Source organism: Collinsella aerofaciens, from assembly GCF_039758965.1.
GTDB classification, from domain to species: Bacteria; Actinomycetota; Coriobacteriia; order Coriobacteriales; family Coriobacteriaceae; genus Collinsella; species Collinsella aerofaciens_BR.
Window position 1 is genome coordinate 60,630 of record NZ_JBDMSL010000001.1, and the last position, 23,917, is coordinate 84,546.

The 23,917-nt window shown below is 59.1% G+C and carries 16 protein-coding genes; all 16 read left to right on the plus strand.

From position 1 onward, the window contains the following. Nucleotides 1–200: 200 nt before the first annotated feature. The 16 genes from ABHU32_RS00245 (at nt 201) to ABHU32_RS00320 (ending at nt 23,809) form a co-directional block, all read left to right on the plus strand. A complete protein-coding gene (locus ABHU32_RS00245; RefSeq protein WP_346978394.1) occupies nt 201–2,030 on the plus strand; it encodes an ABC transporter ATP-binding protein in 1,830 nt (609 codons plus the stop codon). Continuing rightward, on the plus strand, nt 2,023–3,921 hold the full coding sequence (locus ABHU32_RS00250; RefSeq protein WP_346978395.1) for an ABC transporter ATP-binding protein: 1,899 nt from the start codon (nt 2,023–2,025) through the stop codon (nt 3,919–3,921). Before ABHU32_RS00245 ends, ABHU32_RS00250 begins: the two co-directional genes overlap by 8 nt. 215 nt (nt 3,922–4,136) lie before the next feature. After that, complete coding sequence (locus ABHU32_RS00255) at nt 4,137–5,174, plus strand: hypothetical protein (RefSeq protein WP_346978397.1); 1,038 nt, start codon at nt 4,137–4,139, stop codon at nt 5,172–5,174. A gap of 235 nt (nt 5,175–5,409) precedes the next feature. Beyond that, nucleotides 5,410–6,465 (plus strand): GTP 3',8-cyclase MoaA, encoded by a 1,056-nt coding sequence (gene moaA / locus ABHU32_RS00260; RefSeq protein WP_346978398.1) that lies wholly within the window; start codon nt 5,410–5,412, stop codon nt 6,463–6,465. A 4-nt stretch (nt 6,466–6,469) separates the two neighbouring features. Next, nucleotides 6,470–7,774, plus strand: a complete 1,305-nt coding sequence (gene moaC, locus ABHU32_RS00265; protein ID WP_346978400.1) for a cyclic pyranopterin monophosphate synthase MoaC — start codon at nt 6,470–6,472, stop codon at nt 7,772–7,774. Between the two features lie 265 nt (nt 7,775–8,039). Then, nucleotides 8,040–9,326 carry an MFS transporter gene (locus ABHU32_RS00270; RefSeq protein WP_346978401.1) on the plus strand — a complete coding sequence of 429 codons (1,287 nt, stop codon included), beginning with the start codon at nt 8,040–8,042 and terminating at the stop codon, nt 9,324–9,326. Between the two features lie 225 nt (nt 9,327–9,551). Further along, the gene (locus ABHU32_RS00275; RefSeq protein ID WP_346978402.1) at nt 9,552–10,373 is read left to right on the plus strand and encodes an HAD family hydrolase; all 822 of its coding nucleotides are present in this window, start codon (nt 9,552–9,554) and stop codon (nt 10,371–10,373) included. 504 nt (nt 10,374–10,877) lie between these two features. Further along, complete coding sequence (locus ABHU32_RS00280; protein WP_346978403.1) at nt 10,878–14,153, plus strand: SpaA isopeptide-forming pilin-related protein; 3,276 nt, start codon at nt 10,878–10,880, stop codon at nt 14,151–14,153. Continuing rightward, the gene (locus tag ABHU32_RS00285; protein ID WP_346978404.1) at nt 14,146–15,810 is read left to right on the plus strand and encodes a SpaA isopeptide-forming pilin-related protein; all 1,665 of its coding nucleotides are present in this window, start codon (nt 14,146–14,148) and stop codon (nt 15,808–15,810) included. The genes ABHU32_RS00280 and ABHU32_RS00285 overlap by 8 nt, the downstream gene beginning before the upstream one ends. 114 nt (nt 15,811–15,924) lie before the next feature. Further along, nucleotides 15,925–17,673 (plus strand): isopeptide-forming domain-containing fimbrial protein, encoded by a 1,749-nt coding sequence (locus ABHU32_RS00290; RefSeq protein ID WP_346978406.1) that lies wholly within the window; start codon nt 15,925–15,927, stop codon nt 17,671–17,673. A 366-nt stretch (nt 17,674–18,039) separates the two neighbouring features. Further along, complete coding sequence (locus tag ABHU32_RS00295) at nt 18,040–19,095, plus strand: IS1595 family transposase (protein WP_346978407.1); 1,056 nt, start codon at nt 18,040–18,042, stop codon at nt 19,093–19,095. Nucleotides 19,096–19,143: 48 nt separating this feature from the next. Beyond that, the gene (locus tag ABHU32_RS00300) at nt 19,144–19,329 is read left to right on the plus strand and encodes a type II toxin-antitoxin system RelB/DinJ family antitoxin (RefSeq protein ID WP_346978408.1); all 186 of its coding nucleotides are present in this window, start codon (nt 19,144–19,146) and stop codon (nt 19,327–19,329) included. Continuing rightward, entirely contained in the window at nt 19,313–20,623 is a 1,311-nt protein-coding gene (locus ABHU32_RS00305) for a methyltransferase (RefSeq protein WP_346978409.1), read from the plus strand. The genes ABHU32_RS00300 and ABHU32_RS00305 overlap by 17 nt, the downstream gene beginning before the upstream one ends. 4 nt (nt 20,624–20,627) lie before the next feature. Beyond that, complete coding sequence (locus ABHU32_RS00310) at nt 20,628–21,611, plus strand: BsuBI/PstI family type II restriction endonuclease (protein WP_346978410.1); 984 nt, start codon at nt 20,628–20,630, stop codon at nt 21,609–21,611. Nucleotides 21,612–21,975: 364 nt separating this feature from the next. Further along, nucleotides 21,976–22,128, plus strand: coding sequence for a hypothetical protein (locus ABHU32_RS00315; RefSeq protein ID WP_192919544.1), 153 nt, complete (start codon nt 21,976–21,978; stop codon nt 22,126–22,128). 763 nt (nt 22,129–22,891) lie between these two features. Then, nucleotides 22,892–23,809, plus strand: a complete 918-nt coding sequence (locus tag ABHU32_RS00320; protein WP_195543875.1) for a class C sortase — start codon at nt 22,892–22,894, stop codon at nt 23,807–23,809. Nucleotides 23,810–23,917 lie beyond the last annotated feature (108 nt).

The window sequence follows — 23,917 nt, forward strand, 5'->3', positions numbered from 1 at the left end:
ATTGTAGAGTCAAGGTTTGTGATGACGCCGGAGCGAAAAAGTCTCGCGCACCATTATTCCGAGTGAATATGGACACACATCACGAGAACTCGCCGCCGGCGCTAACCTTGCAGAAAACGATTTCGGAATACTTGACACCATTATTCGGCGCGCAATAATACGTGCGTTTGCGAACAACGTTTGATGGGGGTTGAACCTGCGTGCGCAATCTCAAAATACTGTTTTCCTATCTAGGGGCATACCGTCGCGATGCCATCCTCGGCGTGTTCTTTGTGTCGGTCGAGACGGTGCTCGAACTGTTTATCCCGGTCATCATGGCCAACATCATCGATGTGGGCGTGCCTGCGGGTGATATCAACTACATGCTGCTGCAGGGCGCGTACATGTTGGTGTGCGCTGCGCTTTCGCTGGTACTGGGCTTGGGTTATGCCCGCACGTCCGCCCGCGTTGCCTCGGGCCTAGGCGCTAACCTGCGCGAGGCCGAGTACAAAAAGATTCAAACGCTCGCCTTTGGCAACCTGGACAACTACGACGCCAGCTCGCTCGTCACCCGCATGACCACGGACATCACCGTTATCCAAAATGCTGTGGGCAACGGCTTTCGCCCTATGGTGCGCGGCCCGGTGACGCTTATCGTCGGCCTTATCTACGCGCTGATGCTGTCGCGCCCGCTCGCCACCGTCTTTGCGATCATCTTGCCCGTGCTGGCAATCGTACTGGGCGTCATCACCTATCGCGTCAGTCCGCTCTACCGCCAACTCCAGACCTCGATGGACCGCCTCAACGGCGTGGTACAGGAGGACCTCACCGCCGTGCGTGCCGTCAAGGCCTACGTTCGTACCGAGCACGAGGAGGCCAAGTTCGACACCGTCAATACCGAGCTCGCCGGCACGGCGACCAAGACCTTCGGCACCGCCGTGCTCAACCTGCCGGTGTTTCAGCTGTCGATGTACGTGGCTGCGCTCTCCATCCTGTGGATTGGCGGCCGCATGATTCTCGCCGGCAAGCTGGGCGTGGGCTCGCTCACGGGCTTTATGAGCTACGTGCTGCTGATCATGAACTCACTCATGATGATTTCCAACGTGTTTTTGCTGCTCACGCGCGCTCTCACGAGTGTGGGCCGTATCGCCGAGGTGCTCGATGAGGAACCCTTTATCGCCAACCCCGCGGGAGACCTCGCGATTGCGGCGCCAGCGGACGGCAGTATCGAGTTTCGCGACGTTTCCTTTAAATACCGCGCGGATGCAGCTGAGGATGTGCTCGAGCATATCGACCTTCGCATCGAGAGCGGCTCGACGGTGGGCATCCTCGGCGGCACGGGCTCGGGCAAGAGCTCGCTTGTGCAGCTGATTGCGCGCCTGTACGACGCCACCGAAGGCGCCGTGCTTGTGGGCGGACGCGACGTGCGCGACTACGACCTCGCGACTCTACGCGACGCTGTGGGCATTGTGCTGCAAAAGAATGTGCTGTTTACGGGTACCGTGCGCGAGAACCTGCAGTGGGGCAATCCGCAGGCGTCGGACGATGAACTCCTCGCGGCTTGCCGCGCGGCGTGCGTGGACGAGTTCCTTGATCGCATCGGCGGGCTGGACGGCGAGTTGGGCCAAGGCGGCGCTGGTGTTTCGGGTGGCCAGAAGCAACGCCTGTGCATCGCGCGCACGCTGCTCAAGCATCCGCGCGTGCTCATTTTTGATGACTCCACCAGCGCGGTCGATATGGCGACCGACGCTAAGCTTCGCGAGCACATCGCTCGGATTTCCGATACGACCGTGCTCATCATCGCCCAGCGTATCGCGAGCGTCATGGATGCCGATCGCATTGTGGTGTTGGACGACGGTCGTGTCCACGGCGTGGGCACGCACGAGGAGCTGCTGGCGGGCGACAACATCTACCAGGAGATTTACGCCTCGCAGATGGAGTTTGCGGGGAACGCGGACGCCGGCGACGGCAGCGACGATGGTTGCGCGAATGATCCGTTTTCCTCCGTCCCCGGAGGATCGCCCTTGGAAGGGGGTGAGCGCCATGCCTAAGACCGCAGCCCAAGCACGCCCGGCCGACCTCAAGCGCACCGTGCGCCGCCTGCTCTCCTACATGGGGCATGCCAAGTTCTCGTTGCTCGCGGTGGGCGTGCTCGCCTCCGTCGCCGCCATCGCGAGCCTCGCCGGCACCTACATGGTGCGCCCCATCGTTAACGGCTTGGCTACGGGCGGGGAGGAACTGCTCGCCAAGCAGGTCATCCTGACGGCGATCATCTACGCCGCGGGCGTGCTCTCGGCCCTGGGCTACTCGCAGATCATGGTGCGCGCGGCCCAACGCGTGGTGTCCGATATTCGCCGCGACCTGTTCGCGCACATCCAGACGCTGCCGCTCAGTTATTTTGACAGCACGCGCTCGGGCGACATCATGAGCTTTTTCACCAATGACGTCGACACCGTCTCCGAGGCGCTTAACAACAGCTTTGCCAACGTGATTCAGGCCACCATTCAGGTTGTGGGCACCACGGCCATGCTCATCATCCTTAACTGGCAGCTCACGATTATCACACTCGTGTGCGATGCGGCCATTGTGCTGTATGCGCGCTATTCGGGCGCGCGCTCTAAGCGCTTCTTTGCCGCCCAGCAGGCATCGCTTGGCGACCTGGACGGATATATCGAAGAGATGGTCTCGGGCCAAAAGGTCATCAAGGTCTTTAACCGCGAGGCGGCGAATGTCACCGGCTTCACCTTCCGCAACGACGAGCTTCGCCGCACCGGCACCGCCGCCGTGAGCTATGCCAACTCCATGGTGCCCATGACCGTCGTGATCGGCTACGTCAACTATGCCATCGTCGCCGTGGCGGGCGGCATGCTCTGCATCAAGGGGCTTGCCGACGTGGGCGCGCTTGCAAGCTATCTGGTCTTTGTGCGCCAAGCCGCCATGCCCATCAACCAGTTTACGCAGCTGGGCAACTTCTTGCTCAACGCGTTGGCCGGTGCCGAGCGCCTGTTTGCAGCCATGGACCTTAAGCCCGAGGTGGACGAGGGCTGCGTGGAGCTGGTGCAGACGGGCGACGCCGCGTGGGCGTGGAAGATTCCCGAGGGCCAGGGCGTGGGCGCGTACGGGCACTTGCATGACGTGGCAGCCGTTGATGAGTCGGGCCGCGCGGTGGCCGCCGACGGCACCGAGCTCACGTGCGGCTTGGTCCCGCTTGCCGGCGACGTGCGCTTCCATGCCGTGGACTTTTCCTACGTGCCGGGCGCCCGCGTGCTCACGGACCTCAACCTGTTTGCCAAGCCGGGGCAAAAGATTGCGTTTGTGGGCTCCACGGGCGCCGGCAAGACGACCATCACCAACCTCATCAACCGCTTCTACGAGGTCGATGACGGCGAGATCACGTACGACGGCATCGACGTCAAGCACATTGCCAAGGCCAGCCTGCGCGGGTCGCTCGGCATTGTGCTGCAGGACACGCACCTGTTTAGCGGCACCATTGCGCAGAACATCCGCTTTGGCAAGCTCGACGCGACCGACGAGGAGGTGCGCGCCGCTGCCGAGGCCGCCTGCGCGGATTCGTTTATCCGCCGCCTGCCGCGGGGCTACGACACACCGGTCACGGCCGACGGCGCCAACCTGTCGCAGGGTCAGCGTCAGCTGCTCGCCATCGCGCGCGTGGCCGTCGCCGATCCGCCGGTGCTCATCCTGGACGAGGCCACTTCGAGCATCGACACGCGTACCGAAAAGCTCATCGAGCGCGGTATGGACCGCATCATGCGTGGACGCACCACGTTTATGATTGCGCACCGCCTGTCCACCGTCCGCGACGCCGATGCCATCATGGTCCTCGAACACGGCCGCATCATCGAGCGCGGCACGCACGAAGAGCTGCTCGCCCAGCACGGCGAGTACTGGCAGCTGGCGCATGGCTTAAAAGAGTTGGATTAACCCGTCCGAGCACGATGCCTTGACCTCTCCGTGCCTCTTACCTCGCCTCAAACCATCACAACATTCGACGTTTTTCGCCAAAATCGGGAAAAGCATCGAATGTTGTGATGGTTTTTCTACCACTTGACCGGGTGGAATCGCTTTCTTGCGCACGAAGGTGTGCGGACCCGTGGGCAGGGGAATAAGGTTGGTTATCCGACTCCATTGGAGGGCTCATGGACCTGCCGATCGTCCTGTCCCATAAGACTGCCTGGCTGTACCACAACGTGGCGCGCCCGTCCGAGCCGCTCTCGCGAGCAAGCAGCCTATACGATGAGGACTCGCTTGCTAACGAGGCGGAGCCGACCGCGAACCTGCCCAAATTGGGACTCGATGCCAAGGGGCTGAGGGCTTCAACGGCAGTTGGGATCGTTGCCGACCATCTAGTCTCGCTCGGTATTCCACGAGGAGAGCTCGATCATATCGACACGCTCGTCAACTTCGATTTTGAGCGCTCGACGCCGGCTGGATTCAGGTGCCACGTGTTTGGAGCGCCGGTACCTCCGGGCCATCTTATCGAGGTGGCAGAGGGCCTTCTGGTGGTTGATGAGGTCATGTGCTTTGTCCAAGCGGGTTCGTGGATGAGCGAGCCCGAGCAGCTGGAATATGGCTACGAAATCTGCGCCCGATACCATTTGAATCATCTGTCGACAGGCGATTATATCGAGATGGGTCAGAGGTATACCGTTGCCGACTTGATTGCCTATTGCAATGAGAACCGATCTCGTCAGGGGGCTATACGCGCGGCCGCCGTGCTCAAGCGCGTGCACGATGGCGCGCGGTCGCCCATGGAGACGGCCACCGCAATCATGGTTGTAGCAAAACGTTCCCAGGGCGGGCTGGGATACGCCAAGATCGAGCTCAACCATCGGGTCAATGTTCCCAACGAGTTCAAGTATCTTGCAAAGGCCGGGTATTTCGAGATCGATGTATATGCGCCTGCAAGCGGTACGGGGATTGAATACAACGGCTCGGACCATCTTGATAAACAGCGCAGCGCGTCGGATGCGGAGCGTATGACCGTGCTGAGCGCGCTGGGCTTTAGGATGATCGTCCTCACCGGGACTCAGTCTGCCCACCAGCTGCAATTGCACCGGGCGATGAACGCCATCGCGCTCGCTATGGGCCTTAAGTGCGACCGAAGCGAAGCGTTCCAGAAACGTCAAAACGACCTGCGAGAATTCGTGATTCGGCACTGGGACGGCGGCCTTTAGGGGCGCTTTGGTCCTTCTGCGGGGTGCCGTGGGCAGGCAAACCATCACAACATTCGACGTTTTTTGCCAAAATCGGGAAAAGCATCGAATGTTGTGATGGTTTGTATGCTGAGGATGGGCTTGGAAAGTCCGTTTTGCTCGAAGCGACCTGTCCTGTCGTACGGGTGTCGGCATGATTCTCTCGTGGGGTATTATGTTTTCCGAAGAATAAAACGCCGCGTGAGGGGAGGGCTGCGTGGACGGGCGCGTGCAACATGACGGCTTTGGTCGCGATATCAACTACCTGCGCATTGCCGTTACCGACAAGTGCAATTTCCGCTGCATTTACTGCATGCCGGCCGATGGCGTGGCGCCCCGCGCACACGACGAGCTACTCAGCGCCGAGGAAATTGCCCGCTTTGTGCGCTTGGTAGCGGGGGAGGGCATTCGCCGCGTGCGCCTGACGGGTGGCGAGCCGCTGGTCAGCCGCCGTATTATTCCGCTCATTCGCGATATCCGCGCGATCCCGCAGATCGAGGACATTTCGCTTACCACCAACGGCGCCCTGCTGCCCAAGCTGGCGCCGCAGCTCAAAGATGCCGGGCTTAACCGCGTCAACATCTCGCTCGACACACTCGACCCTACGCTGTTTGGGAAGATCACGCGCTTGGGTCGACTCGAGCAGACCATGTCTGGCATCGACGCGGCGCTGGCTTGGGGCTTTGAGCCCGTTAAGGTCAACTGCGTTGTGGTGCGCCGGCTCAACCAGGATGTAGCGGCCCTTGCGCGGCTCACGCTCGACCGCCCCATCCACCTGCGCTTTATCGAATACATGCCTATCGGCGACGAACACACGAGCTCGCATTGCGCTGTGGACCCGCATGCGCCCACGCTCAATCCCGAGCTGTGGGACGCGAGCGATACCGTGCCGAGCGACGAGCTGCGGGCGCGCATCAATGCCGGGGCCACCGCGGCGGGACTGGGCGAGCTCGAGCCGCTCGACATCAACGACGCTCCTGCCGGCGCGGGCCCTGCGCGCTATTGGCACTTTCCGGGTGCGGCAGGAACGGTCGGCTTTATTAGCGCCATGTCCAACCATTTTTGTGCGAATTGCAACCGCCTGCGCCTGACGGCCGATGGCAATGTGCGTCCGTGCCTGTTCAGCGATGCCGAGTATTCGGTGCGTGACGCCCTGCGCCGTGGTGATGATATGCAGGTACTTTCGATTTGGCGCGATGCCGTGGCCCACAAACCGCAGGAACACGCGATAATTGAGGGCACGCAACGATTTATGTCCCAAATCGGAGGATGATCATATGGCCAAGAGCAGGTACGCCGATGCCACCAAGGCCGCTCGCAGGGCCGCAATGTCTGCCCATAATGCCATGGCTGCGGCCAGCAAAGCCGCTGAGTCCGCGTCCGCACAGCCGACTGCCAGCGCTGGCACCGAGCCCACCCGTGACGCCCGTCGCGACGAGCTGACGCACGTGGACGCCAAGGGCGAGGTGCGCATGGTCGACGTGTCCGACAAGGCCGAGACCCATCGCATTGCCATCGCCGAGGGCACCATCCTCATGCACCCCGAGACACAGGCCATGGTGCTGCAGGACCGCGCCAAAAAGGGCGACGTGCTTGCCTGCGCGCGCGTGGCGGGCATCATGGCCATCAAACGCACGAGCGATATCATCCCCATGTGCCATCCGTTGCTCATTACCAAGAGCAAGTGCGACATTGCGCCCATCGCTCCGGCGGGGACGCCTGTCGAGGACGTGCCCGAGGACTGGGCCCCGGCGCGCACGGACGGACAGGTTGGCTTTCACGTGCTGGTCACGGCCGGCGTGACGGGCAAGACCGGCATCGAGATGGAGGCACTGACCGGCGCGAGCGCCGCGTGCCTAACCATCTACGACATGTGCAAGGCGGTTGATCGCGGCATGGAGATCGTCGACGTGCGCCTGCTGCACAAGGAGGGCGGCCGCTCGGGCGTATGGGACCGCGCAGAGCGTCAGGCCGCTGCTGTTGAGGCCGTGGGAGCCGCAGGCGACGCACCCGCGAGCGCACCCGTCGCCGTTGCGCCTGCAGCTCCGGCCCCGGCCGTCCCCGCGATCGCGTTTATCGGCTACCAAAACTCGGGCAAGACTACGCTCGTCGAGAAGGTCATTGCCGAGCTCACTCGCCGCGGCCTGCGCGTGGGGTCGCTCAAGCATCATGGGCATCACGGCTTCGATATCGATGTGCCCGCTAAAGATACGTGGCGCCATCACCAGGCCGGATCCAAGCATGTGGGCCTCATCTGCGCCACGCGCTGGGCGGAGTACGCCGACACGCGCGAGGAGGACGAGATGCCCGCGCGCGAGCTGCTGTCGCGTTACAACGATGTCGACGTGGTGATCATCGAGGGTTACAAGACCGAGGGCTTCGACAACATCGTCGTCGCGCGATCGGGTGTCGACCGTCTGCGCGGCAAGAGCTCGCTCGACCTGGTCGACGGCCACACGCTGGCCCTTGCCTGCAACGAGGCCCTGGCGCGTCAGGCCTTCGATGCCGGCTTTGCGACCCGAGCCATCAACATCAACGACGCTCGAGCCATCTGCGATCTGATCCAAGATCATCTGGCCTAAAACCTGCCAAAAAGGGACAGGATTCTTTTGGCAGGTTTTATCTGGGCAAACGTCATTTCCACCACAAAGGGGCCAGGCACCTTTGTGGTGGTTTTTGCTTTGGTAGATGCGTGGGGCATGCCTTACAATCTACCAAGTAGTTCATGACGGGCGAAAAACGGGGAGAAGGGGCCTGATGCGTCCTTAATGTTTCATGCGGATAGATTGATTTGACAGACGGTGGCGAATTCCCGCCGCCCGTATTCGTATGAAACAAGGAGTCTCCATGCTCTCCTCTTTTTTCTCAAAGCCTCAATCATCGCTGTCCGTCCAGGCCAAGCACCTGGTGGCGATGCGCTTTCTCATCTACACTGGCTTTCAGACGAGTTATTTTATCGGCGTCATCGGAACGCTCACCTATGCGGACGATGCCTCGGTCGTGGCGACATCGCTGGCCGTCCTGTTTATGAATGTATTTGTGATCCTGGGATCCTTTGCGGGCGGAGCGGCGCTTGACGCTTGGGGTCCGTGCTGGCATTTTCGGGCGAGTATCGTCGGCACGTTGGCAACCGGCGCGGCAATCCTCGCCTTTGGCAGCGCGACCGGCATCGTCCTGCTCGGCGCGGTACTCCTGGGCTTTGTGATGGGATTCGCCCAGCCCATCGCCACATCCTATCCAGCCTACCTCACCGACGATCCTGTCGAGCTCAAAGGCATCAACTCCGCTATCGCCATGTTTTCAAACGTGAGCATCATCGTTGGCCCCACACTGGGCGGCTTTGTCGCGGCGGCCGCGTCGTCGCGCGCGGTGTTCGTGCTCATGATGATCTTTACCGTACTGGCGCTCGTCGCCGGTTGGGGCTTTAGGCCGCAAGCAGGTCACGTCGCCACGCGCGAAAGCGGTCCCGCGGACAGCAGCGCAACGGCAAGTACCGCCAGCCAAAGCCCCGACCCCAGCGCGTCCACCCGCGCCACCTTCGCGACCAGCATCAAGACAGTCTTCACCAACAGCGTCCTCGCGCTACTTTTCTGCATCATCTTCCTCTCGAACTTTGGCTACGGTGCCTTCGATCCGCTGGAGTCGTTCTTCTACCGCGATGTCCTGCACGTCGGTGTCGAATGGATGGGCTGGCTCTCGTCGGCCTCGGGCGTGGGCGCGGTGCTGGGCGCCGTGGCCGCGCTCCGTTTGCCGCCGCATCTGATCAACCTTAAAACGCTGCTCGCGGCGCTTATGTCCGTGGGCCTGGGAAGTCTGCTCTATGTGGGGACGCCGTACGTGGGCGTAGCCCTTGTCGGCCAGATTGTCCTTGGCGTGGCCTGGGGCGTCGTCAACCCGCTCCACAACACGATCGTGCAAACGACGGCTCCGCTCGAGCAGCTCGGTCGCGTCAACTCGGTCATGGGCTTTGGCAACATGTTCGCCGGCGTGGCCCCGCTGGCGATTGCCCCGTGGCTGGCGGCGACGTTTGGTGTGCAGCAGACGCTCATCGGGGCGGGCATGGTCGTGACGGCGGTTCCCGCGGCGTTGCTGCTGTTTGGTCGCTGGCACTTGGATCGTGCCGCAAAGCAGTAAAAAACCATCACAACATTCGATGAAAATCGCGATTTTGCGGAAAAGCGTCGAATGTTGTGATGGTTTGCGCCCCGGGCCAGGCCATCCTGCGAGTCCGGCCACCACAAAGGGGCCAGGCACCTTTGTGGTGGTTTTTGCTTTGACGGGCCGCGCCCGCGCTTTGGTATACCATGAACGCCACATCCAGATACACCCCACACCGCCGCACAACCCAGAAAGGCCCCCATGGACGCCACCTTCAGCCACATCAAAGCCGTGTTCTGCGATATCGACGGCACGCTGCTCACGAGCCAGCACACGGTGTCCCCGCGCACCGTGGCGGCGATCCGCGCCTTGCGCGAGCGTGGCGTGCTCTTTGGCCTGTGTACCGGGCGCGACGCCCACGCGACCGAGGCCATGTACGAGCTCTGGGGTATCGAAGGCCTGGTGGACGTGCTCGTGGGCTGCGGTGGCGCCGAGGTCATCGACCGCGCGCACGACATCAACGAGCTGAGCTATCCGCTGCCGGGCGAGACCATCGCGCGCATTTGCGAGCACATGGCAGACCTGCCGGCAACGCCCGTTTGCCCTCGGGACGGCGTGCTCTATGTGCCCGAGAGCAATGCGTGCGTCGAGCACTTGTCGCGTGTCGACGGCGTGCCCTACAAGGTGGTCGACTTTTCCGAGTTTTTGCGCGAGCCGCAGGCCAAGGTGATGTTTACCATGGCGCCCGAGGCGATGCCGCAGGTCATCGAGCGGGCGTCGACGCTCGCCGACGACACTGTTAAGGCTGCGGCTCTGCAGACCACGCAACGGCTCTACGAGTTCATGGATCCGCGCGTGTCCAAGACGCGCGGCCTTGTGCGCGTGGCAGAGCTCAACGGCATGGAGCTCCGGAACATCTGCGTGTTTGGCGATGCCGATAACGACACCTGCATGGTGGCTGACGCCGGCGTGGGCGTGGCCATGGCAAATGGCAGCGATGCCACCCGCTCCGCAGCCGACTTTGTAACCGCCAGTAACGACAAAGACGGCATCGCGATCTTTATTGAGGAACATCTGCTGTAGCGCCGGGGGAGAACCACCACAATGGGGACAGGCACCTTTGTGGTGACCTCAAGCGATTTGGGCGAATTGATGCCTAAAAGCTGCGCGAAAATTCAAATATGGTTGTCTGAACATTACGCTTCCAACCACCGATGGGTTTAAGATATTCTCATCAATTTGGTAGGATATTCATCCCGGTTAATGACCTACCGCTCACGGTCGATTTTCGACCGTTCACAGGATGTTTGCTCTTGAGCAAAATGTTGTGCAAATAAATCTAATGCCATTAAAAAATAATAGGCAACTAAATTACCAGCAGAAACAAAAATTAGATAGCGAATAAACGAAGGTAAATCTGAGCAAATGTCAAGAGAATTGAGAACTTGCTACAAAAATGTCGGTTTTGTTGCTCAGATGTTTAAACAATTGTTATAATTGCATTACTAAACGAGCGCAATTACAGATTGCGCAGATACGTTTGATGGTGAAAGAGCAAGATCGCGGTCTCTTGGGGAGGAGACATCGATGAAAGCGAATTCGGACAAATCTAAGCAGAGTAATAAAGCGACGCGCCGTGTATTGGCAGGCGTTTTGTGCGGAGCCTCCGTGTTGAGCCTGGTACTGTCGCTCGTCATGCCCCCGATCTCGCAGGCCATTGCCAACGATGCCCAGACGGTTTCTACCGAGGAAACTGTAATGGGTTCCTCAAGTGAGTCCGCTGCTGTAGATAACACCAGCGAGGATGCCGAAAACCAGAATAGCGACGAGACCAATGGCGGCGAGGCTGGCTCTTCAAATAGTGCTGGGCAGGCTCAGAGTGCGAATGCGGCTTCAGCGAGAGCGACGGCCACCGTGGAGAAGGGAATTTATGTTCCCACGTCTATCGGTATCGGTACGAATATCGATGTCTCCACCCCCGATCCCGGCGTGGCCACCTACGTCGGCCGCGACATGTACATCGGTGGTAAGCCGAGCGACACTAGTAATCTTGATGCGGAGAACGCCCCCACCGGCTCATATGCCGCTGAGGCGGAGGGCCTTACCTTGGTCCGTGGCAAGCTTGCCATGAATCCAGTCAAAGAGAGCTGGCCCTATCAATCAATTGGTGCTGGTTTCCGCTTTGGCACCGTTGGTTTTGGTTCCCAGTTCCGTCCTGTCGCCGGCAGCACCGTGCTTGCGGTGGCCGGAATTAAAAGTGCGATCACCAAGATGAGCGTTGGTTATAGCGGCGACTCGCCGGAGACGACTACCGTTGGCGCTTGGGAGAAAGGCGCTTGGGTCGGACGGCAGAAATCTTCTGAGGGCGCGACTCCTTCCGGCTTTGCCTACACTGCGCAGATCGCAGGCCCCATCACATACTGGCGCGATAACAATAAACGCCAATCCGTGGTGACAACGCAGGGTAATTGGTACGAGGGCAAGAACTTTCAGGAAAGCAACCTGTTCAATCAAACTGTTGATTTGACTAATGTCAACAATAACGATTATTCGAGCTACAACGGTGAAGATGGGTACCTCTCGAAGCTATCGAAACAGCTCAACTCGTTTGCAAATACCGGCACGCTCGAGGTTGGTTTCGCGAGCAATCACAACAACTACGTAATCAACAAGTACGACAAGACGGATTGTAATTATGGCCTGGTGTTTGATGAGTCGTATAAGACCATATATTCGGACTGCGCCGATACGTCGCTCAATGGTAAGCATTTCAAGAATAGCGAGCGTCTTATCACGTTTAAGGGCGACAACACCTCTATGCAGCAGGTGTTCACCATCGATGCTTCTCAGCTGAGCAATACATACAACAACGAGTATTATCGTGGCGTTGATTTCGCATTCGAGGGCATTCCCAAGGGCGCCTCGGTTGTTGTGAACGTTACCGGATCTTCGAATATTGAGTTTCACAATGGCTGGCGCTTTTGGTGGAACGGTACCGAGATTTCGCGTGGTTACGAAACTCAATATTCCGGCAAGGAGCTGGGCGAGGCATACGCGACGGCTTCCCAGTCCATCATGTGGAACTTTGTCGATACGCAAAGCCTTACCATTCGAGGCGGCATCGCGGGAGAAAACCGCGCGGACTGGGGATACGGCGGCACAGCCACCGGTGCCAAGTGGACTGACGACGATCCTGCGGCGGCTATGATCGGATCGATTCTCGTTCCCAACGGAAGTTTCGACGACCATGTGACTACCAACGGCCGCGTTTATGTGGGCGTCGATTTCTCAATGAACAGCCCGAAGGTTGCCGCAGCATTTGGTGAGGGTAACTCGGCTTCCGTCATCGATATGGATCAGGAGCGTCACAACTTCCCGTGGTCTGGGTCGTATACGCCCGACGGCTCCGCCGTTGCGTGGAGCAAGGTCGATGCGGCGAACGGCAACACGTCGCTTCCTGGTTCCTCGTGGGCTATCTATGGTTCTGTCGAGAATGCTGTCGCGGGCAAGGACGCTATCGTGACGGTGACTGACGGTGGCGCAAATGATTACGCTTCGGGTGATGGCAAGCTTCAGTTCAACTATCTGAACCAGAAGGCAAACATCGGCAATTCCAACGATACCAACTACTTCACGTATTACATCAAAGAGGAGACGGCGCCGGCTGGCTACCAGAAGTCAGACACCATCTACTATGCCACTATGAACAATACTGGCGAGAAGCCGAACTACGTTCAGGGTTACGTGGATGAGAACGGCAAAAATGTTCCGTTCGAGAATAACCCCACAGGTGCCATTCCCAACACCAAGATCATCACCGGTACGGTGTCTTGGACCAAGGTGGCGGAGGACGACACAAAACACACTCCTTTGCCTGGTTCTGAGTGGAAGCTCACCAAGAAAAAGGACGCCGATGGTACGGCCGACCAGTCCTGGACCGTGATCGACCGGGAGAGCGACCAGTCGACTTCGAGCGATACCACGTGGGCAGACACCGACACCGCGCCTGGCAAGTTCACGCTCGAGGGTCTGCTGCCGGGTACGTACACGCTTGTTGAGACCCAGGCTCCGTTTGGCTACAACTTGAACACCACGGTTTATGAGTTCACGGTGTCCAACGAGAACGGTTCCGTCACGTGGACCGAGGGAAAGAGCCCGACGATTGACGGGAACAACGTCTACATTTCCGACGCCCTTACCACTACGTCCGTGAAGATCCCGGTGACCAAATCTGTTCGCAATACGGACTGGCCGAAGGGCGATAAAGACAAATATGTGCCGTTCGAGTTCAGCATCGAGGCTACGGGGGCAAATAAGGATAGCGCACCTAAGCTTGATCCGACGACTATTTCCGTCGCTCCCGCAGCGGGCTCCACCAAGGTCAACGACATCGTGGCATCCTTTGGCGGTATCTCGTTCTCCAAAAAGTACCTCGCCGAGATCGACGATTCGAACCCGACTGGCGCCAAGACCTACACCTACACGGTGAAGGAGGTCGCGCCTACCACCGGTGCCATCGACAAGCTTCGCTACTCCAAGGCCGAGTACCAGGTGGCCGTCACGGTGAAGGCCGTCATGGATGAGACCACTGGCAAGTACTCCGGCCTCACCACCTCCACCACGGTCACGCAGGTGAAGGACGACATGGGCAACACCGTGAGTAACACCATCGGCAAGGACGCCGCGCCCAACGCCATTCCCGCCTCCACCTTCACCAACACCTACTCCACCACTCTGCCTCTTTCCGGTATGTCGGGCGTCACTGTGACATACCTTGCCGGCGCGGCGGTGCTTTGCGCTGCTGCGGCCTGGATGCACATTCGTCGCAAGGCGAATGCGAAGGGAGGCGAGCGTCGTGAATAAGAAAGTTTGCTCCTTCCCGATCTTGTTTGCGCTGCTTGCCCTCCTGATCGGCACCTGCGCGGTTGTGTTCCCCGCTTCCGCGCAGGCCGCGCCGACCTCGACCGGTTCCATCACGGTGAGCGGCACCGTGGCGCGCAGCTACGACGCCTACCAGATCTTTAGCGCCAACGTCGTCGACGACAGCGGCGACGCCAAGATCGCCACCGACCTCGCCTGGGCAAGCGACGCCGCACGCGACGCCGCGCTGCCTGTGCTGCACAGCGCCGGCATGCCCAATTCCCAGTCCACCGCGCAGGAAGCTGCCGAGTGGCTCAACACCGATTCCCACCTTACGAGCGCGCTGAGCGCACAGCTCGCTCGTTCCCTCCAGAGCTCTGACGCCGTGTCCGTGGCCCTTAACGCGGGCACGACGACCGAGCTGTCCTGTGGCTACTGGCTCATCGTCGCCGACGACGACGCCATCGCCCAGGGCGAGGTCGGCACCGCGCCGATCATGGTTCTGGTCGGCGGCAGCGCCGTCACCGTCAAGCCCAAGGCCGCCACTCCCAAGGTGGCCAAGCACGTGCTGGAGGACAGCACCGCCGCCTGGGGCAAGGCCGCCGACGCCACGGTCGCCGACGACCTGTACTGGCGCCTCTCGGCCACGGTTCCAGCGGGTCTTGCTGCCTACGACACCTACACGGTGCGGTTCGTCGACACCATGGGCGCGGGGCTCGACCCCTCCAAGGTGGCCGCGAGCATGCGCGTGTACGCGGCGGCGGGCGCGGACGGCGGCTTCGGTGCCGTCTCGGCCGGCAAGGACGGGCGCACCGGTACCGAGCCCGCGAAGGGTTGGACCGATATCACGGCCCAGTGCAGGGTCTCGGTCGACGGTAAGACCTTCACCGTGCGCACCGGCGACCTGATCGCCGCGCTCGGCGGGGCCGACGCCTTCACAGCTGGCGCCCGCGTGGTCGCCGTGTACAATGCGCCGCTCAACAGCGCATGCAGCCACGGCATCGCCAAGGGCAACCCCAACGAGGTCTACCTGCGCTACCCGCGCTCTCCCTTTGCCGACCAGTCCGGCGACGCCGGATTCACCCGCACGCCGAGCGATGATGCGTGCGCCTACACCTGGGATCTCGCGCTCACCAAGCGCGGCAGCGACGGCGACAAACCGCTTGCCGGGGCGGTCCTGAGCATCGCCGACGCCCGCGGTCGCACACTGGCGGCCGACGGCACGTGGGATGCGGAGGGCAAGGCCACCGTCACAACGGGCGAGGACGGCCGCGTGACCGTCTCGGGCGTGGACTCGGGCAAGCTGGAGGTCCGCGAGCTCAAGGCACCCAAGGGCTACACCGCCTTTGAGGGCATACGATCCGTGACGGTCAAGGCCGAGGGCCTGGACGTCGATCAGGTGGCCGCCGCCAAGCCCAAGCTCACCATCACGGCCGAGTCGCCCCTGCGCGCCGACAGCGCGGACGGGTCGACGGGCAGCCTGGAGGCGTCGCTCATCAACACGCCCACCGGCACACCCCCTAGCATTACCACCGGAGGCTTTATGCCCTCGACTGGCGATATGGCAATGTACGCCGCGGCCGCCGCAGCGGTCGCCGGAGCCGCGCTCATCGTGGTCGCGCTCCTGGTCAAGCGGGGAGGTGGCAGCCATAAAGAGTAGCTGGCAGCCCCACAGAGAGCGGGGCGAGACGTAGCGAAGTAGATGCTAAGACACAGACAGACAGATTTAGATCAAATGGAATTCGAGCAGAAAGCAGAGGAAAAGAAGATGAGCATGAGCAAGAACATCGCACGCCTGGCAGTAACCGCCGGCCTCACAGCAGCGCTGAGCTTCGGCGGCGTCATGGCCCCGGTGACCATGGCGTTTGCAGCTGAGGGTGCGGCTGCAACGGCCAATAGCATCACCATCAAGAAGAACGAAAACAATGGTGATGTGAAGTACAAGGCATATCAAATCTTTAAGGCCGATGTCGTGGACAAGGACGGGAAGAGGGTCGCGTCCAACGTCGATTGGGCCAACGGGCTATCTGAAACTGTTAGGGCTGGCATCATTGCCGCCATAAAGAATGCCGACAAAAGCGGCGAGCTTTCCAATGATCCCTCCGCACAGGACGTCGCCGACTGGATGGCCACAAATCTCCAGGATGCTTCTCAGGTTGTGAACAATGGTGATTTGCTCGATACGATTGCTAGCTTGGTCAAGGGCACTACTCCTGTCACGCCAAAGGGAGCTTCTACCGCTGCTTTCGCCGCGGACATCTCAGTATCATTTGATAACTCTGGCTACTATCTCTTCCTGACGGACGATGACTCTATCGGCACTGCGGATAGCTATTCCGGCAAAAAGCAGACTGGCACTTCGCCGATTTTCGCTGTCGTGGGCGGCAGTGCTGTTGAGGTTACCGAGAAGACCGGCATTCCTACGGTTACAAAGAAGATTAAGGACGACAAGCCTGGCAGCCGTTGGGCCGACAAGGCTGACTCGCAGGTTGGTCAGAATGTTCAATATCAGCTGACCGGCACCGTTGCCGAAAACGTGGCCTCGTTCAATACTTACTACTACGAGTTCCGCGACGAACTGTCTGCTGGCCTGATTGCCGACAATAATTCGGTCCATGTTACGGTTTATGCGAACAACGAGGATACGAGTGGAACCGAGGTAAACCTTCCCACGGGCGCGGTTGAATACAATACGACTGGCAACAATAATGTTCTGACGGTTAAGTTTAATGATTTGAAGGCTGTGACCGCCAAGAACGGTTCCTCTGCCATTAGCATCACCAAGGACTCCAGGGTCGTCGTCACCTACACCGCAAAACTCAATCCCGCGAGGACTGAGAAGGTTACCGTTGGCGGCGTGGGCAATGACAACAATGTTAAGCTCATCTACTCCAATAACCCCATGAGCGGTGGCAAGGGTGAGTCCGTGCCCGATACCGTTCGTGATTACACCTATGCGCTTAAGCTCGTCAAGGAAGACTCTGTCGATAGTAACACCAAGCTCAAGGACGTCATGTTTACCATCAAAGCCACGGGCGCTGACGAGCTTGAGTCTGGCAAAGTGGGCACGCAGTATGTTCATGAGAACGGTTCGCTTGGCGATGGCGAGTACAAGTTCAAGACTAATGAGAATGGTGAAATCAACGTAAAGGGCCTCGATGCCGGTACCTACACGGTGCACGAGGTTGAGGGCAGTAACCCTGGCTACAACACGTTGGATGACTTTACCTTCACCATTACCGCCGAGGGCCTTGATGAACTCGAGGACGCGACGCTCGATGGGAACACTGATCCGAATACGCTGAATGTGACCGCGGGGAAGAACGGCTCCACTTTGGTCACCCCGTCAGTCGATGGCGGCACCGTCACCCTTGTCGTCCGGAACAAGAAGGGCTCCAACCTTCCTCTCACCGGCCTCAACGGCGTGACCTTCACTTGGATCGCTGGTGGCGCGGTGCTGTGCATCGGCGTGGCGCACCTCATCCGCAGCCGTAAGCAGGCTGAGGAGTCCGAGCAGGAGTAACGCTCGCTCACCCATCTCTTTGGCAGGTGGGATGTGATGGCCATGAGACTTGCGGACACTTTTCTCGTCCATCTACGTTCTTGCTTTGCCATTCTCTTTTCGGGGCAGACTCCGCGCTGGAGTTTGCCCCGTTTTTTTGGGATAACGTAGCCAGCCTCCATTGCCCGATGCGGGCACGTTCGTCATCGCGTTTCTTGACTCGTATGAGGTTCGGTTTAAGGTCCGTAGGCGCACGCGCGGTGCGGACGGTGGACGGCATTTGCGCCGCAACAAGCGCAAATAAAAAGGCTCTGTTAGACCGCCGTTGACATATAGGTGATGCCACAGTGATATAATTAAACCAGTAACCACGGCATTGGAGCAGGTATGAACGCCGAGGATCTGGTCATCACCCTCAAGAAGAATATGGCGAAGCTCGGCAAGTCCGAGCGACGCCGCGCAATCGAGTCAGTGCGCGACATCATTCGTGCCGCCATGTTCGACGATGCAGCGGGGAGCGGCTACGCGATAGAGCGTTGCCCCCGCTGCGGCTCAGTCGCTATCGTCAAGAAGGGCAAGTCCAGGAACGGTGAGCAGCGCTACCTCTGCCGCGACTGCGGCAGGACGTTCTCCGGCTCCACCGACCGGATCCTCGGCACGAGCAAGCTGCCCCGCGAGACCTGGATGGCCTATGCCGAGTGCTTCGTCCTCATGCTCCCGCTGCGCGAGTGCGCCGACCGCTGCGGCGTCTGCCTCGAGACCGCCTACACCATGCGTCACAGGCTCATCGAGTGCCTGAAGGTATATTCGCCCGAGTTTCACGTCGGGCAGGGGCAGGCCTGCGAACTTGACGAGACGTACTTCCCCGAGTCTTTCAAGGGCAACCATTCAAAGGGTTCCTTCACCCTGCCGAGAAAGGCCCGCCATCGCGGTAAGCAGGTCCACAAGCGCGGCCTTTCCCGCGAGCAGATCTGCGTCATGACGGGCATCAGCGACACGAACGCCACCTTCTTCGAGGTCTCGGGGCGCGGCGTGGTCTCTCGCAAGCGAGCAGCGGAGGCACTTCGCGACCGTATCGGCGCGGGCGCGGTCGTCGCCACGGACAAGGCGACCGCATACATCGACGTGCTGCACGACCTGAAGGTCGCCTCGCATGAGTCCTATGACTCCAAGGACCGCTCGGAGGGCACCATCAACCGCATCAACACCGTCCACTCGCTCCTCGATTCGTTCATGGCCCGCTTCAAGGGCGTGTCCACCAAGCACCTCGGCGCCTACCTCGATTGGTTCCGCTGGTGCCGCACCTTCATGGCGACCGACTCCCGTACCGCGGAGTCCACGGTCGCACGCCAGCTCGTCAACGGCACCTGCACGATCCGCATCCGCGACATGTTCAACGTCCTGCCGCCCTATATGGACTACTGGGTCCCGCGGGCGGCATAGTCCGCTAAAATGGTGGCACCGTGGTATACACGAGAGATAGGAGCCGCCATGCCGTCGAACATACCTGCAACCACCATCAGGATCGAGCCGGAGGTGAAGAGGGAGGCGTCTGCCATCCTCGATGAGCTCGGTTTGTCCATGTCCACAGCGATGAACATGTTCCTCCGAGCGGTGATCCGCGAGGGCGGCATGCCGTTTGAGATGAAGGTTTCGAAAGATGCCAACAGGCAATAATCGGGAAAACAGCATCCGAATCGCAATCGAGGAGCGCGGCAAGGCAATCATCTCGACGCAAAAAAGTAGAGAGGATTATCGGCAGTATTTCACTCCACCGGAAATTGCGGCGCTCGCTGCCTCCCTATTTTCGTCTACCTCTGCCTCCCTCCCTCTTATTGACCTTGGGGCGGGTACGGGAATCCTCGGCGTGTATACCGCGCTGTCTGTCCCGACATCGAGTGTCACCGCTGTTGAATCGGATATATCGCTGGTAGAAGGTTGCAGGCGCTCGCTGGCAACGCTTGGCTTGGAGTATTCCGTCGTCTGCAATGACGCTCTCGATGTCTCTTTCGATCGAGACTTTGGCAGGGCAGTTCTAAATCCGCCGTATCAGAAGGCAGTCACCGATCTTACCGACGACGATGGCGTAACCGTCAGGACGCCGAACCTGTATGCAGCCTTCATCGTAAAGGCGATCAGCTTGCTTTCATCTAAAGGTGAGCTGGTGGCGATTGTTCCGAGGTCATGGATGTCCGGGGCCTACTATGCACCGTTTAGACATTACATACTTTCACGATGCTCCCTCGACTCGATAATCGTTTTGGACAGCAGGACGGATGCGTTTTCCGAATTTGGGGTATTGCAGGAAATCTGCATTGTCAAGTTGACCAAAGACGGATGCCAACATCTGGTATCCGTAGCTGAAAATCATCGCATCGGAGACAAACCGGCTTTTCAGCCGGTAGAACTCAAACAGCTCCTATTGGGCGACGATCTCGTTATCGCGACGGCGAATGTCGGCGGAAAACAAAGGGCTACCCTCGCCGAAGCCGGATTTAGGGCATCGACGGGGAAAATCGTCATGCATCGCAACGGTGCAAGCGCGACTGCCTCGAAAGGGCGGGGAGTGCAGGTGCCTTTAATCCAAGTTGAGAACCTGTCGAACGGCGGGGTGCTTCATCCTGCCGAGAACCCCAAAAAGCCACAGTGGCTTGACGCCCACGGCGCTCGCAATGGGCTGATTCCTGCGGGGTATTACGTGCTCGTAAAGCGCTTCTCCCCGAAAGAGGAGAAGAAAAGGTTGAGAGGGTTCCTATTGGCTGCAAAGGAGCCCGTCGCGGTCGAAAATCATATCAACATCCTCCATGCCGGTACGGCTAGGAGCGTGGTTCCTCTGAAACGGGCGCAAGCCGAGCGTCTACTTCAGTGGGTAAACTCCAGCGAGACCGAATCCTATTTCAACAGTTTCGCTTCCACAACCCAGGTAAATGCCGGGGATCTTAATCGCCTTCCGTTAGAGAGAGGAATTTAGGCCAATGAGGGTGACGATACAGAGGGCGCGGAACATCCTTGCCGATCTCGAGCTGGATTCACGGCTCATGAACGATCGCTCGGCCTACGTTGCCATGGTTTGCTGCGGGCTGAACAATTCTTCACAATGGGATGAAGCCCATAAAACAAGTCTTGGAATCAACGACATGATCCTCGCGATTAACTCTGGTTTTCCGAAAGCGAACAAGGGGCATGGATATAAACCGAATACCCGAGAGACGATTCGAGATAAAACGGTGAAGCCATTTATTGCAAACGGCCTTCTTAGCATTGAGGACCCTGCAATCTCGGCAAACTCTTCCAAAGTGCGCTATACGAGCTCAGACCATCTAGTCAATCTCTTCAAATCCGTATCTAAGAATTCATACAAGACCGAGTTGCTGCGATTGAAGAAGGTTGCCGAGAAAAGACGAAGCGTCTACCAGAACCAAAGGGAACTTGAAATGAATCCCGTTGTCCTGCCGGATGATCAAGTAGTGTTCATTTCAAACGAAGGCCAAGGTCCACTGGTCCAGTCAATACTGGAGTCAATGCTTCCTAAATTTGCAGGAGGTTCACAGGTTTTAGCTATGGACACAGCAGATGGTCTCAAGTTTTTTAGAAGGAAAAAGAGTGCCGATTGTTGCAAACAGCTAGAGGCGCTTATCTCTGCACAGGAAAAGACTGCAGGAAACACCCCAATCTATCCTGATGTCATTGCATATGATTGCGATAAGAACTGGCTGTTTTTGATCGAAGCCTGCAATAGCGAGGGTATTTTCGATGATGAGAGGAAGACAAAACTGCAGGAGCTGTTATCGCCCGTGTTTCCGAATCTAATTTTCATAACCTGTTTTAACTCGCGCACTTCAATGAAGACTTGGCTTCCTGACCTGGCTTGGGAGACCGAAGTGTGGGTAAGAGACAACCCCGACCATATGATTCACTTGGACGGTTTTAAATACCTGTCGCCGTATACGGAGGACTAAGACTTCATGTCAACGGTGGTCTAACAGAGCCAATAAAAATGCCCGGGGTTAGAGGCCCGGGCATTTAACAACGTCGGAAACTGGTCGCCCGCGCTCCTAAGTACTTACGCGGGGTGCGTCGTTTCCTATTGATATTGTATCCCGAATCGCCCCGCCGATCCGGGACATTTTGAAAACGCAAACACGTCGGGCAAACCCGGACAATGCGGCCAGGCTCCGCTGGACGAGGAACCGTGTGTGTAACTATCGAACAGATGTTTGTCAAAATCGCGTTTACCAGCTGTGGGTGCATACGCTCGCAGTAAAATGGCATTGCGACGCATCCCGTGCGCGGGCGGCCGACGACTCGATCGGAGGTCCCCAAATGCTGAAATTCCTTAACGCGCTCGCCGCCCTCGCGGCGGTGGGCACGTTCGTCATCGCGTTTCTTGACTCGTATGAGGTTCGGTTTAAGGTCCGTAGGCGCACGCGCGGTGCGGACGGTAGAAGGCATTTGCGCCGCAACAAGCGCAAATAAGAATGCCCGGGGTTAGCGGCCCGGGCATTTAACAAAACCAGAAAACTAGGCCGCCCGCGCTTTCGAACACTTACGCGGGGTGCGTCGTTTCCTATTGACATTGTATCCCGAATCGCCCCGCCGATCCGGGACATTTTGAAAACGCAAACACGTTGGGCAAACCCGGACAATGCGGCCAGGCTCCTCTGGACGGGGAATCGTGTGTGTAACTATCGAACAGATGTTTGTCAAAATCGCGTTTACCAGCTGTGGGTGCATACGCTCGTAGTAAAATGGCATTGCGACGCATCCCGTGCGCGGGCGGCCGACGACTCGATCGGAGGTCCCCAAATGCTGAAATTCCTTAACGCGCTCGCCGCCCTCGCGGCGGTGGGCACGTTCGTCATCGCGTTTCTTGACTCGTATGAAGTTCGGTTTAAGGTCCGTAGGCGCACGCGCGGTGCGGACGGTGGACGGCATTTGCGTCGAAAGCGCAAATAAGAATGCCCGGGGGTCGGATCCCGGGCATTTAACAAAAGCTGAAAACTAGGCCGCCCGCGCTCTCGTACACTTACGCGGGGTGCGTCGTTTTCTATTGACATTGTATCCCGAATCGCTCAGCCGATTCGGGACATTTTGAAAACTCAAATGCGGGCCCATACTCGCACTGCGCAATGCTGCCAGGCTGCGTTGTCCGGCGCATGAGCTCGCTAATCGGCTATTATTTGTTCAGACAACCTGAGCTGTAGAGGAGTGACCGGCGATGGTGCAGGGCGCCAAACATATGAAGAGCAATAACGCCGCGGACAACGGCGGCTCAAGCCCTCAGCCCAAACCTCAACCAAAGCCCAAGCGTCGCCGCAAGCGACTTCCGCGCTGGGCCGATCGGCTCATCACCATCGTCATCATCCTTATTGGCGTGGGCCTTATGACCTGGCCGTGGATCTTGGACCGGCTCGAGGCCTCGGGCGTGTTCAACCAGATCAGCACGGTGTCCAGCACCGTGGACGCGCTGTCTGCCGAGGAGCGCGAGCGTATCCTGCTCCAGGCGCGCTCCTTTAACGAGCAGCTGGCGGGCGAGGCCACCGAGCTTCCCGCCGACCAGATCGAGCCCTACGCCCAGCAGCTCATCTTTGACCGCGACCCCATGATGAGCTGGGTCGAGATCCCCTCCATCGACGTGAGCATGCCCATCTACCACGGCACGAGCGAGGAAGTCCTTATGGCGGGCGTCGGCCACCTGGAGGGCACGAGCCTGCCGGTGGGCGGCACCTCGACGCATTGCGTGCTCACCGCGCACTCGGGTATGCGCAACCTGAGCATGTTCGACGACATTCACTCGCTGGAGCCCGGCGACCTGGTGCTGCTGCACACCATGAACAAGACGCTCGCCTACAAGATGGTGGACTCCGAGGTCGTGCTGCCCGAGGAGATGGAGTCGCTGACCATCGAACCCGGCGCCGACAAGGTGACGCTCGTCACCTGCACGCCCTACGGCGTGAACGACCATCGCCTGCTGGTGCATTGCGTGCGCACCAAGTACAACAAGAAGGACGTCGACAAGCAAAAGTCGCTGGCCGGCCGCCACTGGGGCAAGCGCGAGTTTGCCGTGCTCATCGTGGTCGTAGCCATTGTGCTGTTGCTGCTGGACATCGTGATCCACGCGGTCCGTAAGCGCCGCAAGGCCAAGGCCTCGGCATAGGACATCGTTCAGAACCACCACAATGGGGACAGGCGCCTTTGTGGTGGTCGGGGGCTTCCAAACCATCACAACATTCGATGAAAATTTCGATTTTGACGAAAAGCATCG